Source organism: Vreelandella olivaria, from assembly GCF_023507745.1.
In the GTDB taxonomy this organism is placed as follows: domain Bacteria; phylum Pseudomonadota; class Gammaproteobacteria; order Pseudomonadales; family Halomonadaceae; genus Vreelandella; species Vreelandella olivaria_A.
The window spans coordinates 1-15,747 of record NZ_JALPZO010000130.1; the positions used below are offsets into that span (position 1 = coordinate 1).

Here is a 15,747-nt window from a genome sequence, read left to right on the forward strand (position 1 = left end):
GAACATGGTCCTGGCACCACTAACAATCCGGTGCGGCCCACCCTTGCATTGACAGACAACCCTGTCACCAACTTTTACCAGATCCATGAGACTTCTCGCTAATATCCATGAGGCATGTCATCTGGTATCCGAGAATAGCGATGATTTTTCGGGATGAAAACCCCTACAGAACAGAAGCGTATGGCGGCAACTGCCATGAGTTCCGGCCTTTCTTACGTGCTTATCTATACCTTTAACGCCAATCTGTGGCGAATCCAAAAAAGCCCAAGCAATGCTCAGGCAAGGAGGGTAGCGTATTAGGTGTTGGCGCTTATGCCAGCGGCTATAGACAGAGTACTTGATTAATAGAGTACTTGATTAATAGAGTACTTGATTAATGAAGAATCATTTGATCATCGGGAGGCCCGACACCTACAAGCTAAAGAACGTTTAGATTATGAAACATTCTACTCAGACACCGATTGATATGAACGATATCCTGCTTGCTAAAATCGGCAAACGCTTTTTCCACCAAGCGGCCAGTGACTTGTCTGGCAATATTCAACTTTTCCTCACCAGCATCGGTAAGCTCTACTTCAGTGACGCGTCCATCCTGTGGGCTGGCTTCCGCTTTAAGCAAACCCGAGTCTTGCATTCGATATACAATTTTGGTCGTCGTTGACAGCTTTGCAACAGCGTGAACTGATATATCAGACATGCTAAGGCGCCCATGTTCATGTAGAATCATGAGAATACGCCATTTAGAAGAGCTGAGCCCATGCGGTTTCAGCAGAGAATCAACATCAGCACTGTATTTAGCATTCAGCCTCGCGACCCAATAAAAAGGAAAATCACGCGAGCGAAACGCATCGGCAAGAGGAAAAAAGGAAGACGATAATTCATCCTTGTCGACCATAGAGGCACGCCATCCAAAAAAATAGTGGATTATTCTAGCATATATCCATCCAAGTGTAAGCGGCAGTCGTCCCTATAAAGACGGCATGCCATTCCTTGCCCGGCCGGTACTACTCTCGGCTTTGCACCCCAAAACCATCACTTGCTCAGTGTATTGTTGAGGTGAACAATGGGTACAGCATCATTTCTGCTGCAAAGGCACGATATACTACGCACCGACTCACCAGATGCCATTCGCGAGCGCGTCAGCCACTACTTATGCCCGCATCGCATGCGCCTATTTAACGGCCCCAGGCTCGCTTCACGTTTAAGTGCGGTCAGCTTCGATCAGTTGGCCATTATAGAACTGCAATATGGTGCCAACGTAGAGATCGACCCGGCAGAAGAGTCAAACGTTTATCTGTTTCGTATCACTCTCGAAGGGCAAGGCGCAATCGTATACGACGACCGCCAGGTTAGTATGGTTCAAGGAGGTGTTACCGTCACATCCCCCTGTCAACGCTCCCTCATTCAAACCTCTCCAAACTGCCATAATATTATTGTTCGAGTGCCGCGCCGGGAGTTGGAACAGCGCTTATCGCGTCGGCTTGAGCAGCGCCTTGATCTCCCACTTATCTTTGACCACTATTTTCCCGAACATTACCCCGGCACAGGCTTCTTGCTGAATACCATCAAGTACTTTGCCCAATTGACCGACGCACTTCATCAACACCATACCCAGGGCCAACAGGTCAGGCTGATGGAAGAGTATCTCTATGACAGTCTCCTAGGGGTATTCGGGCATAACTATAGTCATCGACTGCATGATAGCCCCTCTCCTCTTCCGCACTATGTAAAAAGCGCTAAAAGGCATATTGATCAGAATCTCAAACAGGGAATCGAGTTTGCAGCGCTAGCTTGCATGGTCGGGGTATCAACACGCACACTACAGTATGGCTTCCAACAATTTATGGGACTCTCTCCCAAAGCCTATTTTACTCAGCAACGCATGAAGAGTGTTCACCAGGCACTGCTGGATGCTCACCGAGGGCAGCGCGTTACCGACATCATCATGCAACACGGCATCAACAGCCCTGGCCGCTTCTCTGCACATTATAAGGAAATCTACGGGGTAACACCGGTGCAAACGTTACAATCAAACCGCTACCATACTGCAGACAGCAGGTCGGCCACTGTTTTGCGATAAGCTCAACGCGGCCTCTGCTCCTATTCAGTCCCAGCCCGATACTCCGCCATCAGCTCTCTCATTCTTGCTGCAAAAGCGTACGCAGGCAGACCCTGTTGCTCTGCATCCGACAGGATAATTTCATTGACCGGAGCAAGCCGGTCATCCCAACGGCTAGCCTCATCACTGGAAAGTGCTATCACTTCGACACCTTCTTCCTGTTGAGCCCATTCAAGCGCCCGTTGTATATGTGCATCGAGATACTGGCCGGTAAAGGCTGCCATCTCCGGTGCCAAATCCTCGATCACTGCCTGTATATCAACAGGAAGCGTTTCCCACTTCTCTCTCGACATCAGCGCCGCAAATATCGTGTTGGTTAAGGGGTAATCGGTGACGTACTTCGCCATACGCGCGAACTGCATATCCATCAGCACTTCGCGGGATGCTGCATACCCATCGATAATGCCAGATTGAAGTGCCTCGCCGGCATCAGCCTGCGACATGCCTACTGCCGTTACTCCCAGTGCGTCCAGCACTCTGGAGTTATCACCTGAGATCCTGATTTCCAACCCATCCAGATCTTCCAATTGGCGCACCGGCTCAATGGTCTGGAAATAGGCAGGCTCCGATGTAAAAGCAGTAATGACCTTGAACTCGTTGAGTTCGGGCATCTGATCACCAAACTCCTGGATCAATTGGTAAGTCATGCGGCTGGCTACTTCTGAATTGACATCCTGACCGGTCAGGCTGCCAGCCAGGTTAATGAGCGGGAAACGTCCCGGTTCATAAGAAGTAGCGGACAATCCAATATCCGCAACGCCATTCAACACACCGTCGTACATATTGCTGGCCGTGAGCAAGGAGCCTCCAGGAAAGAGGTCGACCTCCACACGCCCACCGGTGCGTTCATTGAGTTCTTTCGCCCAGTGCGCCATTTGAATGGCTGGAAAGCTCTGCGCTGGGGCAAAAAAAGCATAGCTAAGGGTAATCACTTGGGAGCCGTCGCTAGGCTCATCGGCCACCCCTTCCTGCGTATCACCACACCCCACCAAAGCCATTGCAGCTATTAGTGCCGTTAACGTTCCCACCCGTTTACTGAATTTCATTACGACTATCCTCGGCGAGGGCCTACTGGAATAACATGCTGTTTCCAATAGGCACTTTATAGGCTGTGAAGGATTAATGATTGGTAGTGATTGTCGGCATCAGTTCAAGCAGCTCAAGACGCTTCAGAAAAGCGTCGGAGCGTTGCCTTCGGTAGTTCGACAGATCGACCCCTGAGTAATCGAAGAACCCCACACCGTCCTGAAAACCTCGACGGTGTTCCTGCATGTTTCGGGTAATAACCTCAGGTGACTTGAAGCGGTTATCCAGCTTGTCGCACAGGTAGCTGGACGCGTAGAAAAGCGTATCGCCGCCGCCCCAATCGATGAATTCCAGCACTCCCAGCACCGAATAGCGCAACCCCAGCCCGACCCGAATAGCCACATCGATATCCTCGGCGCTGGCCACGCCCTCCTCGACCATACGCGCAGCTTCATTCATGAGCAGTACCTGCAGGCGGGGAATGATGTAGCCCGGCGCCGCCTCACACAGCACTGGTACTTTCCCTATCTCTTTAAGAACCGCAAACAGTTCATCTACAAAACACTGCTCGGTATCCTGGCCCCGGCTTACCTCCACCAATGGCATCAAATGAGCGGGATTAAGCCAATGTGCATTCATGAAGCGGGCTGGATGGCTGACCATGCAGGCCAGTTCGGTAACCAGAAAGGTGGACGTAGTCGATGCGATGACAGCCTCCTTATCCAAATGGCGGCTTGCCCAGGCCAACCCCTGCTGCTTAATCTCCCTGACTTCAGGCAGCGCCTCGAAGACCAGACTAATTCCCTCTAATGTGTGAACTTCCTGGTTATCGACGATATGCAGCAGCCTCGCCATTGGAGTGATCTGCGGCTCCTGAATCAGATGCTTCTCCTGTAGATATTTGAGTTCTGACAGTAACCGACTGCGTACCTGTTCGTAATAGCGCTGACGTTCTTCCGGGTTACGCGACTTGAAGTCGACCAGGACGACCGCTTTGCCAGCCAGAATGAATGAGAGGGCGATACCTTCTCCCATTCTTCCAGCTCCCAACACGATAATTTTATCCTGCATGATGCTGTCTCCTGTATCAGTAGTCAGGCCTGAATGCCATACGTCAACAACGAGCGCATCTGCTCCTGGGAGAGCGAATCCAGCCCCAGCATTTCCAGCGTCCGCCCTTGGGCGTACAGATCTCGTCCCGTGATCGCCGAGGCGATACTCAACAGTCCTGCTGCCACTGGCGTGGGCTGATCCGCCCAGCGGCCAACCGAAACGATGAAGGAGAGTCCTAGCCGAGTGTCTTCCAGCATGTAACGATGACGGTGTAAATCGATGTTTTCCCGCCAATCACCGCTGTCGGTGAGCTTTCCATGCGCACCTCGGCCATACATCCACTCTTCACCCTCTGCGGCATAATGGTTGGCCAGAGGAAAGTGGGATGGTCTGTAGCCGAGCGCCTCTCGCACCGCAATACGTTCATTATCTAACGCGGTGGTCACGCTCCGGATAGAGGGCTGGGTTCCTTCGTTGTGTATATCCCAGGCGTCAAAATGCTCCAGAGGCCCCGCATTCATCATGATTAATGGAGGGTGGATAATAGGGCCGGCGTTCATCAAGGCGCCACTAAGCCCATCTTCGATAGGCTCAACACTGGGGTAGGCATCCTGCAACACCGAAAAGGCATGCTCAGACAGTTCGCTGGGGAATACGCCCGTAGGGAGGCGGGTGGCGTAGACACTGATGACCACCTTATTGGCCCCGTGTTTACGCGCCAGATAAGGCAGCGTTCCCGTTTCACAGAAAGCAACGCGGCTGTCGTTGCCCGCCTTTTTCATCGCTCGATGGAAAAGGTAACTGCCGAAGGTACCGGGCGGTAGAAAGACCACCTGATCATCCTGTAGTAACGGCCCCAACTGGTCAGCAAGTGTGTCATGAGAGGTGGCGGGTAAGGGCACAATAAGCAGTTCCGCGTGCCGAGTAACCTCCGCCAGATCATCTGTCAGAGAGAGTTGATCTCTGCCAGTACCAATCTGAATACGCCGTTCACCTTGTGCATCCTTGACGTCCAAATGCCCCAGTTGACTCAGCTCGCGCAGCGCATTTCCATCCCGACGCCACAGCGTGACATCGAACCCTTTTTCAATCATCTCGATTGCTGCTGCATAGCAACCATGTCCACCGCCAATAACGCTGACTTTCATGCCTGTCTCCGTTGCTTGCTAACCCCTGTCATGGTCATTCAACGGTATCGCCATAGCGTTACTGACAGATATCCATAATGCGCACTCAATATTCAAAAAACGCAATTAATGACCGGCAGGTAAAACAACCTCCTTTTGGGTCTGCGCAGTGGTTCGAATGGTTATCCCTTTTTACATGGTCAGGTGTGTTACCCACTCACCGGGTAACCGGGCTGCTCGGGAGAAGGGATGGTAAACGGTTGCTGCACCAAGGTAAGCAGTTCTGTTTGAAGATGCGCTTGACCGGTGCCTTAACAAAGAGAAACAACGCCAATATTGAGTATTGCAGCCACTACTAGAGACTTTAATACTGACGCTAAGTTAATAATAATTTAGGTATTTTTAACAAATGGAACTTAGTTTGCACTATTTTCAAAAGACAGTTGTCTCTCAATGATTTACTTTATTTTTCATGTGATGTTGAATGTTTGTATGCGCCATAATCTACTGGCATTCAACAAAACAACAAATAGAGAAGGTGTTCCCGATGACGAGTAAAATGCACCGATACCCCAAGCTTTCGCAGCACCGTTCTTCACGGCTACGTTTAGGCAGCCTGTTAGTTGGCACGATGCTCAGTTCAGCAACACTGGCTAATGACATCACCCTCAATTATGCATTTTTTGCTCCCGCACAGACGTTTCCTGGTATGCAAATGCAGTTCTGGGCTGATGAGCTTGAAAAACGTACAGATGGGAAGGTGACCGTCAACACCTTTCCAGGTGGCACCCTGCTCACCGCCAGCAACATGCTGGATGGCGTACTTAATGGTGTCGCTGACATTGGTCTTACCACGACCTCCTATGAGCCTGCACGCTTTCCGTTACTCAACCTGATGGGGGATTTCAGCGGTATTGATGTCAATGCCGAAGTGGCCAGTCAGGTTGCCTATCAGTTGGTACAAGAGTTTCCCCAGGAGCAGTTCGGCCTTGAAGAGTTCAAGGTGATCACCGTATTTACTTCCGAACCCGGTTATCTCCAAACGCGGAGCCAGGTAAATACGCTTGAGGATTTATCCGGCATGGAAATTCGTGTACCGGGGGAATCCGACACCATGCTCACGCTAGGCGCTGTGCCTGTTGGCATGTCTCAAGCCGAAACGGGTGAAGCGCTCCAGGCCGGTATCGTCCAGGGAGTAGCGTCTTCCCGTGAAACCCTGATGGATCTTCAGTACGCACGCTATCTCAATTATATCGTGGATTACCCTTTGACCAATGTGGTGATGTTGGTAGTGATGAGCCGCCAACGCTGGGAATCCCTACCGGAAGATGTCCAGCAGGTCATTGATGAGTTAGGTGCTGAAGCATCACAATACGCGGGGCACTACCTCGATAGCCATGTACAGGAGTCCATCGCCTGGGCGCAGGAAAACCACGGTGTGGAAGTGGTTACCCTAAGTGAAGCGGAGCAAGGGCGCTGGGCAGAACGCCTTGAACCGCTGAATGAGCAACATATTGAGCAGATCTCGGCACGGGGCCTCCCGGCAGCAGAGCTATATGAGCGAATGCTGGAATTAATCAGGCAATATCAGCAATAACGCGCATATGGTTAGCTGCCAAGCAAATGTTACTGTTTGCCACTCAGCGCCAGCCAAGCGGCAAACAGGCAGTCCACTCCATGTCCCTCTTAAAAAGGAAGTGGACGTTCAGACTTGAGCTTACGCACCATGGCATCAAAGAACTCAGTGGCAAAGCCACTGTCGCGAATCAGTCCGGCGGTAAGGTCGGCACATTTCTGACTGATTGAGGTATCAATCTCCACATCCTCTCCTCCCAGTGCCCCCGCAGCGCACTGGTTTTCCGCCGCCCGCTGGACAGTCCAAAGCAGGAACAGCGCCTTTTCAATCGAGGATTCGCCAACGGCAATACCATGGTTGCGTAGTACCAGAACATGCTTATTACCCAAGCTCTCCAACATGCGCTTTTTCTCGTCGGCAAAAAGCGTGATGCCTTCGAAATCATGATAGCCCACGCGACCATAGAGCTGCGCACCGTAGAAATCGTGGTGGGTAAATCCCCTTTTCTTCTGCACGACGGCCGAGATGGGAATGGTATGGGTATGCAGCAGGCAGTGGATATCCTCCCGGGCACCATGCACGGCACTATGGAGCGCGAAGCCAGCGGGATTGGCATTGTGCTCGGAGGCCTCCACCTTGTTGCCGTCGAGGTCGACCTTCAACAGGTTCAGCGGTGTTACTTCCGTGTAGTTGAGGCCGAAGGGATTAACCAAATAATGATTGTCTGAGCCTGGCACCCGAGCAGAGATATGGTTGAAGATCGTTTCGGTCCAGCCGAAGAAGTCGACTAAATGATAACAGTAGGCAAGTTTAACGCGTTGCTGCCACTCCTCTTCCCTACAGTCATTGGGTTTGACAACATTATCCGGCATGGATAGCGGTATAATAGTCATTTAAGAATTCTCCTTGCCAACGTGGGCATATGGGTGGGGAAGTCCTGCGTCTGCAAAGTATTGCGTAAGATGGAGAATGGTCGTGATGGTGGGGACGGGGATGCTCTTTCTATCAGCCAATTCGATTACTCCCTCAACGATCGCGGCGATCTCAAGGGCTCGACCCTGTTGATAGTCCTGCAGCATGGAGGTCCTGACAGCCCCCATGCGTTCTCCAAGCTCCAGAAGCTCCCGTAGCGTCATCTCAAGGCGACTGCCATAGGCTTTGGCCGTGAGTTGGGTTTCATCAAACAGTTGACATATGACCTTCCGGAGCGAGGGGTGGCTATATAGCTGTGCCAGCGTGGTACCGGTCATCACTGAAAGGGGATTGGACGTCAAATTGGCAGCGATCTTACTCCATACCGCGTCTCTAATACGCTGTGTATAACGTGTCGCAATCCCACAGGTTTCCAGCACAGTAATCAGCGCTGCCATACGGCTATCCGCGGTATTGGGGGCGTCGACAATATCACCCACGATCAGGCGGGCTGGAATATTCGAAACCGCGATGCCCGGTGCCTGCAGCTGTGCCGATATATAGGCAGCGCATCCGATAATGGCACTGGCAGGTAGGCAGCGAACCAGCTTGCCTTTCGGGTCTACGGCTTCTATATGGGACGCCTTAGTGGTCTGAAGCTCCACGGCATCCATCAGTAACCACCAGGGCGTACCATTCACCATTGGCACTAGGCATGTGTGTTGACCAAACAGCGGCTGTAGTTGTGGCAACAGGGAAGGTACAGAGTGGGCTTTAGTACAGAGAAATACGATGTCTTGTTCACCGAGTTCAGAACAACTGTCCGAGACAATGACGTTTGCGGTGTGTTGCCCTTGCTGATCGATTAGGCAAACACCCTTTCGCTTAATGGCTGTCAGGGTGTCACCTCTAGCTAACACACTAACGATATACCCTGCCACTGCAAGGCGCGCCGCCAGAGTAGTACCAATGGCGCCAGCACCTACGATACATATTCTCGGGGAAGCAAGGGAAGGTAGTAGCATCAGGTTCCAGCCTTACGGTTTGAGCAGAACTGACGCCGCCGGAAAGTCCGTTGCCCACCCCTCCGTCAAGGGGGCGACAAAGACATTTTCCGTTCGTGTCCGGGTAATGAGCCAACGGCCATCCCCTTGCTTCCTGAACGCATTGTTGAGTCTTGATGAACGCAGCAGCGAGCTGCCATCAGAGAAGATCCAGGGTTGGCAATGCACCCATTGCCCAGTAGCGCTTTCCCCCTGTACATGAATCTGTTCGGAAGTTAAATAATGCACATTGAGTAGTAATTTGGGGTCTTTCTCTTGGCCCCAGAACTGTTCAAAATGGCGCCGGATAGCGGCGCTACCTTCCAGGCGCCCAAACTGTCCATCATAATACTCACCAACCCCTTCCCACACCGCATCCTCGGCATAGAGCGCCATGATATGGTCAATGCGCTGCTCATCACTCTTAACACCATATTCTGGCAAAGGGGTATCGCACAGGAACATATAGCGCGCTTGAAGCCGCCGTATTTCCGCTTCGGCCTCCAGTGTATCGACACGCTCCACAAGCCGCTGGAAAACTGTTGCAGGCACTTCAACCATTTCTCATCTCCCTCTAGGTGGTGGCGTTATTGACTACCAGATGGCCTATGGCACTAGCGTGTACCGAGTTGTTCAATAACATGCACGAGCCCTGACTTCAGATGACTCAGGTCTTCGCTCACGCCTTCGAACACCTTCTGCTCATAGTCCTGCGCCATTTGCAGCAGCTTGTGCGCCAACTCACCACCAGCAGCCGTCAGAGCGAAGGTACGCTCGTTATCATCATGAACACTCACCAGCCTCCGGCGGGTCAGGCCGCTCAGGGTATCCTCAAGATCTTCAAGGGGCTGGGCAACCCGTTGGGCAACGGCCTCAAGGGGCTGAACTCCTTGATCAAGCAGCAGGGTAAGCACCCGCCACTCCTTTTCGTCCACCCCCAGGTGTTCGAGACGGGGATAGAAATGCTTACGATAGACGGACAGCGACTGACGCAACAGGTAAAGAAATTGATGCCCCAGAAGGCCCTCTTCCGTTTCTACCTCTTCCTGAGGAATCGTCATCGGATGTGGCTCAGGCAGGGCATAACGCCCATTGTGGAAAACCAACGCTCCCCGACTATCCTGATAGTCGTATTCCAGCACCTCTCCTACGATGATGAAGTGGTCTCCCCCTTCGTACACCTGCCAGGTGCGGCACTCAAAATGGGCGACTGCACCCATTATTCGTGCACTGCCCCCAACCCCCTCTTCAAGCTCAATATCCTGAAACTTGTTCTCACCCCGCTGGGCGAATCGGTTGGAGATGGGCACCTGGTCACTGCCCAGTACATTGACAACAAAGTGCTCTGCCTGACAGTAGGCATCCAGGCTATAGGCACTTTTATCGATGCTCCAAAGAATCAGCGGCGGTGTCATGGAGACGGCATTGAAGCTGCTGGCCGTGACGCCATAGTGCTCGCCTGCAGCATCCCGGGTCGTTATGACGGTGACTCCCGTGGCAAATTTGCCTAATGCATTTCTAAAATCTCTGATATCCATACTCATTTTCTGCCTCACTTGCCCGACGGTGTCAGCGGCCCAGATTTTCACCGGTAACCTCACCAATCAGCGCCTCTTTTTGTTGCGGCGCTCTTCCTGACATCATGTAAACGTGAACGGTAGGCATCGCTATCCCCATCATCTTTACTGGTGTGGTGTAAACGCGTTAGTTAAAAAGCCGTCAGTTCGCGGTACTCGTCATAGCGTTCGCTGAAGTTTTGATACGATTCGATTACCCTGGCAAAGTCACTATCACGCTGAGCTTCTTCTTCCAGCACCTCTTCTGTGGCCAACTGTAATGCGGCCAACACCTCATCAGGGAAGCGTTCAACGGCTACCCCAGCACTGCGAAACTCTTCCAGGGCGGCTGACTGGGCCTGCATATCGTGGGAAAACATGCGAATGCTCAAATCACTGCAGGCGTTGCGCACGGCCAGGCGCTGACTCTCCGCCAACCCTGCCCAGATGTCGGCATTGACCAACAGCTCATTGAGGCTGCCGGGCTGATGCCAGCCAGGGAAGTAGTAGTGCTTGGCAACCTCATAGAAACCGGCACTGGTATCAATGGTGGGAAAACTGAGCTCAGCAGCACCAATGCGACCCGTATCAAGCCCGAGAAATGTTTCACCAGCAGGAATGGAAACCGGTGATACTCCCAACCTGCCCATGACGGCTCCCCCAAGGCCGCTGATGCGCATACTCATACCATTGAGATCATCGACGCTGTTGATCTCCTCAGTGAACCATCCGCCTGCTTCAGAGATCATGCTGCCGCAAGGGATGGGGACGACGTTATAGGGTTCGTACAGCGCCTCCCACAGCTCAAGCCCATCGCCGCCATACAGCCAGGATAAGTACTTGGGCACATCGGGGCCGAAGGGAATACTCTGAAACAGTGCGGCAGCCGGTATCTGGCCTGCCCAATAGCTGGCTGCAGACCAGCCAGCATCCAGGCTACCGTTACCAACGTTCTCCATGATTTCGAAGGGGGGTGAAAAGGCCCCCGCATCATAAGGGGTAAAGGTCAGCTCTCCGTTGGTCGCTGTCGCCACATCCTCAACAAAGCGATGTATCGATGTGTTGATGACCTCCAGGCTAAAAGGAAAGGCAGATTGCAGGCTCAGATTCTGAGCCATCGCGGTGGACGCCAGCAATGACGCTCCCGTGCCAATGATGGTTTTCTTAAAGGGGAAATTCATAGTGTCAACTCCTGTGTCATGTGGTGGTTCTTAATGCCAGGCCCTACAGCATGAGCAATCCCGGAAAGAGCAGGATCAGTATTAAGACGAACAACTGGATGGCAATGAAAGGCAACACGCCCCGATAAATATCCAGGGTGGCGATACGATCCCCCACAGCCCCTTTCAAATAGAACAGCGACACACCAAACGGGGGAGTTAGAAAAGAGGTCTGCAGATTGATAGCAAACAGAATGGCAAACCAAACCAGCAGCCCCCCGCCGGTAAGCCCATTCGATAGCTCCAACTGGGTAATAATGGGGACGAAGATAGGTATCAGGATCAGCGAGATCTCTAGCCAATCCAGGAAGAATCCCAATAAAAAGACCAACAATAGAATGAGGATTAAGACACTCCAGCTGCCTCCCCCCATTAGCCCCAGGCTACTGAGAATTAAGCTGTCACCTCCGACCCCTTTAAAAATTAGCGAGAAACAGGTCGCCGTAATGACCAGCATCATAATCATGGCGGTAGAGACGACCGTCTCTCGCGCCGCAATCATTACCGATTTCACATCGATTTTCTGCATCAGACTGGCAAACCCCAACACAGCCAGAACGCCGACACCACTGGCTTCAGTAGGTGTAGCCACCCCGTAAACAATACTGCCAAGTACCATGGGGATCAGTACGATAAAGGGAAACAAAGCCAGCAGGCTACGCCAAACGCCACCATCTTCCTGCTCCTCCAGGTGCTGAACCTCAGGTAGTAGCGAACTCCGCTGCCACCATGCCATTCCAAGCGAATAAAGCGTGTATATCAGTAACAATAAAGCACTCGGGATCAACGCAGCCTTGAACAGGTGGCCGACGGGTACCGACACCAGACTGGATAGAATAATCAGCATTACCGAAGGTGGCATAAGAATGGCTAGTGTGCCCGAAGCCGAAATCAACCCCGCCGACGCCGAAGCTGAATAGCCCGCATCCAGCATCCGAGGAAGCGCCAATACGGAAAGTAAAACGACAGAAGCCCCGACGACGCCAGTGGTCGCCGCCATCAAGCCTCCGATGAAAAGTACTGTCAGCGCGAGATGACCTGGGAGTCTGCGCAACAAGCGCTCGCTGACTCGAAAAGCATCGCGGGCCAGCCCGGTACGCTCCAACAGCAACCCCATCATGATGAACATCGGTATAGCCACGTAGAGCCAATTACTCAGCGCGTTGGCATAAACCCTTGTCAGCATTAGGTTGGAAAATGCTATCGGCAGGTCTGAAATCAGTAAAAAAATCGTCGAGACACCGCCTAGCACCAGTGCAACCGGATAGCCAGACAGAATACCTGCGAACAGCAGCAGCACCATGGAAAGAGGCAGCCAGATCTCAAGCATGATCCCCCCCCCCTGATATTAATAACCAGGTCCGTCTAGCCAACAAATACACCAGCACCGCCAGAAACAGGGTAATACCGATAGGCAGGGTGGCCTTGATAACGTATATGTCAGTCAAACCTCCATCGGTCGAGCGCTCGTTAGTTATGTAGGAGCGCTCAGCAAACCGATAGGCAGGAAGAAGTAGAAAAGCAAAGAAAGGGATACCGAACAGTGCATGCCCAACAATATCGATAACACTCCGGTAGCGTGCCGGTAGACGGGAGTGGAACACATCGACCCTAACGTGACGGTCAAGCCACATGACAGGGGCGATGGCGAGCATTATGGCAAATGCGAATAACAGCACCTGAATTCCCATCAGCGAGTTGAACGTAATGGCTCTTCCCACCAGCCAGTGTGGGGTTTCAAACGCAATGAGTTGTGACATCCCAAACAAGTGCATCAACACACCCGCGCCGATAACAAAAGCGATCAGTAACAGACAGATGCCACACAGGTTCAGAATCGACTCACATAGTCTTGTTTTGACGGCACGCATGCGGTTCCCCTTTCCTCTAGAGATCAAAGGTCGATGACTAAGCGTGCGCTTTTGGCCCTGGAGCAGCACACAGCGATCTGGTCGTTATCTTCCTTCTCCTCATCGCTGAGAAATTGATCACGGTGATCAGGAGTGCCCTCCAGCACCTCGCAGATACAAGTGCCGCAAACCCCCTCTTCGCAGGAAACATTCACTTTAACGCCCGCCGCCTTAAGCGCCTGAGCAATGGACATGCCTTCTTCCACCTGAACAGTGACACCGCTGGCAACCGCCTCCACTTCAAAAGCGGCTCCACTGGTATCCACCTCTGCAGAGAAGTACTCTGAATGCACACTCGCCTTTGGCCAATCCGCCTGGTGCGCGGCATTCATTACCCAATCCATGAAACCGGTCGGGCCACAGACGTAGAGGTGGGCATTTTCCGGCTGAGCTGCCAGCACGGCCTCTATATCCAGCCGCTGCGCGGGCTCACCATCATCAAAATGCAGTACCAGCGCATCGCCAAAGGCCGACTCCAGCTCATCGATAAAAGCCGCCTTGTCCCGCCCACGGCTACAATAGTGCAATTCAAAGGAGCGCCCTCCCGCCCTTAACTCATAAGCCATGGCGATCATCGGGGTAATGCCGATCCCACCGCCGACCAACAGTGTGTGTGGTGCAGACCCATCCAGTGGGAATAGATTGCGCGGAATACCCACCTTCACCTGGGCACCTTCGTGTAAGCGTTCGTGTACGGCCTTGGATCCTCCCCTCGAAGCGGAATCAAGCAGCACCCCGAGCCGGTAACGGTGGCGCTCCCCAGGGGGATTGCTGAGCGAGTATTGGCGTACCAGCCCTTCATCAAGGTGAAGATCAATGTGGGCGCCTGCTGCAAAGGCTGGCAGATCCGAGCCATTCTCAGCTGCCAGGTCAATCACTGCGATCTCATTGGTGTGAATATCTCGGCGCACAACGCGCAGGGTCATGAGGTCATCTTGCATGGTCATCTCCAGTTGCTCAGCGCATATAAATGCCGCCATTGACATCCCAGCAGGCACCGGTTACGAACGCTGCCTGGGGGCTGGCAAGGAAACTCACCATCTGCGCCACCAACTCGGGGCAGCCCAACTGGCCTACAGGAATATTGGCCAGCGCTTTATCCAGATTGTCACCGAGCACCTCACGCACCATCGGTGTATCCAGAGGCCCCGGCGCAATGGCATTACAGGTCACACCATCCTTCGCCAGGTCTCGGGCAAATATTTTGGTCAAGGTCAGAATGGCCCCCTTGGAGGCTGCGTAGTGGGCACCCGTGGCCGTCCCACCGTTCTGCCCTGCCAAAGACGCCAGATTGACGAGACGGCCATAACCATGCTCTTTGAAGTGACGCCCAAAGATCTGACAGCCAGCAAAAACACTGCCCGCGTTGGTGGCCATCACTTCGTTGAAGAAGGCTGGGTCAATATCAAATACGCCCTGTACAGCGGTTCGCGCTGCATTGTTGACCAGCACTTCACAACTTCCCCAGCGGTCGATGATCTTATCCAGAACAAGCTGGAAATCCTCTGGCCTGGCAACGTCCAGCGTCGCCGTCACTGCGGTTTCACCCGCCAGATCAAGCTCCAAAGCCAGTGCTTCAGCCGGTTTAGGATCGACATCAGTAATAACAACGCGAAACCCCGCCTTGTGAAGTGCTCGTACAATGTGGACCCCGAGTCCACGTGCACCGCCCGTTACCACGGCGGTCTGAATTTTGTCGGGAAGCGGTGTGGCCATCAGAACAAATAGCTGAACGAATTCAGCACTCCATCTGAGTTGAGTAGACGGACCACCTTCTCTTGAATCTGAAAGCTTGAGCCGGTGGATGTAAGGGTGTAACGCACATTGGCTGCCCAGAGCCGCTGGCGCCCAAACTTGTCTTCAACCAGATGCTGCCCACAGGAAACGACCACCGTATTTCCGTCAACGGCATCGATGACAAAGCGAGACAAGGTGCGTACGGTGATGGCTGGCGGCGCCGAAGAGATCGAGAAGCCATCCTGAAAGCGTTTGATACGGTTACGACGCATCTTGTCATCGTCGTAACAGAGGTTGAGCACCGCCGCATAATCGTCGGCGTCCTCGATAGGAAGAATGTACAACCCCTCGGGCTGCCAGAGGTCGAGCCAGGCATCGTACTCCTTCGCATCCAGAATAGCGGCTTCACTCCAGAGGAACTGGGTAACCTGCCAGAGCAGGTTGTCGGTGTCGGTCTTGTTCATGTCG

General features: G+C 52.9%; 16 protein-coding genes. 2 read left to right on the forward strand and 14 right to left on the reverse strand.

What is annotated here, in order from left to right; genetic code table 11:
* Positions 1 to 418: 418 nt before the first annotated feature.
* A complete protein-coding gene (locus tag HP566_RS15285) occupies positions 419 to 895 on the reverse strand; it encodes a MarR family winged helix-turn-helix transcriptional regulator (protein WP_249978141.1) in 477 nt (158 codons plus the stop codon).
* Between the two features lie 168 nt (positions 896 to 1,063).
* On the opposite strand from HP566_RS15285, the gene HP566_RS15290 reads away from it, so the two are divergent.
* Positions 1,064 to 2,080 (forward strand): AraC family transcriptional regulator, encoded by a 1,017-nt coding sequence (locus tag HP566_RS15290; RefSeq protein ID WP_249978142.1) that lies wholly within the window; start codon positions 1,064 to 1,066, stop codon positions 2,078 to 2,080.
* A 20-nt stretch (positions 2,081 to 2,100) separates the two neighbouring features.
* Here the strand turns inward: HP566_RS15290 and HP566_RS15295 are convergent, their stop codons facing one another.
* The 3 genes from HP566_RS15295 to HP566_RS15305 all read right to left on the reverse strand — a co-directional run bounded on the left by HP566_RS15295 (position 2,101) and on the right by HP566_RS15305 (position 5,346).
* Positions 2,101 to 3,165: a TRAP transporter substrate-binding protein gene (locus HP566_RS15295; RefSeq protein ID WP_249978143.1), complete on the reverse strand. Its 1,065-nt coding sequence runs from the start codon at positions 3,163 to 3,165 to the stop codon at positions 2,101 to 2,103.
* Between the two features lie 73 nt (positions 3,166 to 3,238).
* Positions 3,239 to 4,216, reverse strand: a complete 978-nt coding sequence (locus HP566_RS15300) for a 3-hydroxybutyryl-CoA dehydrogenase (protein ID WP_249978144.1) — start codon at positions 4,214 to 4,216, stop codon at positions 3,239 to 3,241.
* Positions 4,217 to 4,239: 23 nt separating this feature from the next.
* Entirely contained in the window at positions 4,240 to 5,346 is a 1,107-nt protein-coding gene (locus tag HP566_RS15305; RefSeq protein ID WP_249978145.1) for an NAD/NADP octopine/nopaline dehydrogenase family protein, read from the reverse strand.
* A 526-nt stretch (positions 5,347 to 5,872) separates the two neighbouring features.
* On the opposite strand from HP566_RS15305, the gene HP566_RS15310 reads away from it, so the two are divergent.
* Complete coding sequence (locus tag HP566_RS15310; RefSeq protein WP_249978146.1) at positions 5,873 to 6,922, forward strand: TRAP transporter substrate-binding protein; 1,050 nt, start codon at positions 5,873 to 5,875, stop codon at positions 6,920 to 6,922.
* 89 nt (positions 6,923 to 7,011) lie between these two features.
* On the opposite strand, the gene HP566_RS15315 is transcribed toward HP566_RS15310, so the two are convergent.
* The 10 genes from HP566_RS15315 to HP566_RS15360 all read right to left on the reverse strand — a co-directional run bounded on the left by HP566_RS15315 (position 7,012) and on the right by HP566_RS15360 (position 15,743).
* Positions 7,012 to 7,794 (reverse strand): class II aldolase/adducin family protein, encoded by a 783-nt coding sequence (locus HP566_RS15315; protein WP_249978147.1) that lies wholly within the window; start codon positions 7,792 to 7,794, stop codon positions 7,012 to 7,014.
* On the reverse strand, positions 7,795 to 8,838 hold the full coding sequence (locus HP566_RS15320) for a ketopantoate reductase family protein (protein WP_249978148.1): 1,044 nt from the start codon (positions 8,836 to 8,838) through the stop codon (positions 7,795 to 7,797).
* Positions 8,839 to 8,850: 12 nt separating this feature from the next.
* Positions 8,851 to 9,417 (reverse strand): nuclear transport factor 2 family protein, encoded by a 567-nt coding sequence (locus tag HP566_RS15325; protein WP_249978149.1) that lies wholly within the window; start codon positions 9,415 to 9,417, stop codon positions 8,851 to 8,853.
* A 53-nt stretch (positions 9,418 to 9,470) separates the two neighbouring features.
* Entirely contained in the window at positions 9,471 to 10,400 is a 930-nt protein-coding gene (locus tag HP566_RS15330; protein WP_249978150.1) for a flavin reductase, read from the reverse strand.
* A 164-nt stretch (positions 10,401 to 10,564) separates the two neighbouring features.
* A complete protein-coding gene (locus HP566_RS15335) occupies positions 10,565 to 11,593 on the reverse strand; it encodes a TRAP transporter substrate-binding protein (protein ID WP_249978151.1) in 1,029 nt (342 codons plus the stop codon).
* 43 nt (positions 11,594 to 11,636) lie between these two features.
* Positions 11,637 to 12,962, reverse strand: a complete 1,326-nt coding sequence (locus HP566_RS15340) for a TRAP transporter large permease (RefSeq protein ID WP_249978152.1) — start codon at positions 12,960 to 12,962, stop codon at positions 11,637 to 11,639.
* The gene (locus HP566_RS15345) at positions 12,955 to 13,503 is read right to left on the reverse strand and encodes a TRAP transporter small permease subunit (RefSeq protein WP_249978153.1); all 549 of its coding nucleotides are present in this window, start codon (positions 13,501 to 13,503) and stop codon (positions 12,955 to 12,957) included. The genes HP566_RS15340 and HP566_RS15345 overlap by 8 nt, the downstream gene beginning before the upstream one ends.
* Before the next feature lie 23 nt (positions 13,504 to 13,526).
* The gene (locus HP566_RS15350) at positions 13,527 to 14,483 is read right to left on the reverse strand and encodes a PDR/VanB family oxidoreductase (RefSeq protein ID WP_249978154.1); all 957 of its coding nucleotides are present in this window, start codon (positions 14,481 to 14,483) and stop codon (positions 13,527 to 13,529) included.
* Positions 14,484 to 14,499: 16 nt separating this feature from the next.
* Positions 14,500 to 15,258, reverse strand: coding sequence for an SDR family NAD(P)-dependent oxidoreductase (locus HP566_RS15355; RefSeq protein ID WP_249978155.1), 759 nt, complete (start codon positions 15,256 to 15,258; stop codon positions 14,500 to 14,502).
* Positions 15,258 to 15,743 (reverse strand): aromatic-ring-hydroxylating dioxygenase subunit beta, encoded by a 486-nt coding sequence (locus tag HP566_RS15360; protein WP_249978156.1) that lies wholly within the window; start codon positions 15,741 to 15,743, stop codon positions 15,258 to 15,260. The genes HP566_RS15355 and HP566_RS15360 overlap by 1 nt, the downstream gene beginning before the upstream one ends.
* Between the last annotated feature and the right edge of the window lie 4 nt (positions 15,744 to 15,747).